Origin of the sequence: Comamonas testosteroni (assembly GCF_000761245.1) — a bacterium.
GTDB classification, from domain to species: domain Bacteria; phylum Pseudomonadota; class Gammaproteobacteria; order Burkholderiales; family Burkholderiaceae_C; genus Comamonas; species Comamonas testosteroni_C.
In genome coordinates this window covers 1-643 of sequence record NZ_AWOR01000124.1, presented here as the reverse complement: position 1 = coordinate 643, position 643 = coordinate 1, and the positions used below count along the sequence as shown (strand labels likewise).

General features: G+C 64.5%; 1 protein-coding gene. It reads left to right on the top strand.

The window, feature by feature from the left end; genetic code table 11:
- Positions 1-643: class III extradiol dioxygenase subunit beta (locus tag P353_RS27415; protein WP_034376708.1), on the top strand; the 643-nt coding region annotated here is incomplete at its 3' end.

The window sequence follows — 643 nt, the reverse complement described above, 5'->3', positions numbered from 1 at the left end:
ATGGCACGCATCACCGCATCCGTTTTCACCTCGCATGTGCCTGCCATCGGCGCCGCCATGGACATGGGCAAGACCCAGGAAGCCTACTGGGCGCCCCTGTTCAAGGGCTATGACTTCTCGCGCCAGTGGATGAAGGACAACAAGCCCGACGTGGTCTTACTGGTCTACAACGACCACGCCACGGCCTTCAGCCTGGACTGCATCCCGACCTTTGCCATCGGCACGGCGGCCGAGTTCCAGCCCGCCGACGAAGGCTGGGGCCCGCGTCCCGTGCCCAAGGTGGTCGGCCATCCCGATCTGGCCAGCCACATTGCACAGTCCGTGATTCAGCAGGACTTCGACCTGACCATCGTCAACAAGATGGACGTGGACCACGGTCTCACGGTGCCGCTGTCGCTGATGTGCGGCGAGCAGGACCCCAAGACCGGCTCCTGGCCCTGCCCGGTGATTCCCTTCGCCGTGAACGTGGTGCAGTATCCCGTGCCCACCGGCCAGCGCTGCTTCAACCTGGGCCGCGCCATCCGCAAGGCCGTGGAGAGCTACGATCAGGACATCAACGTGCATATCTGGGGCACGGGCGGCATGAGCCACCAGCTGCAGGGCGCGCGCGCGGGCCTGATCAACAAGGAATGGGACAACCAGT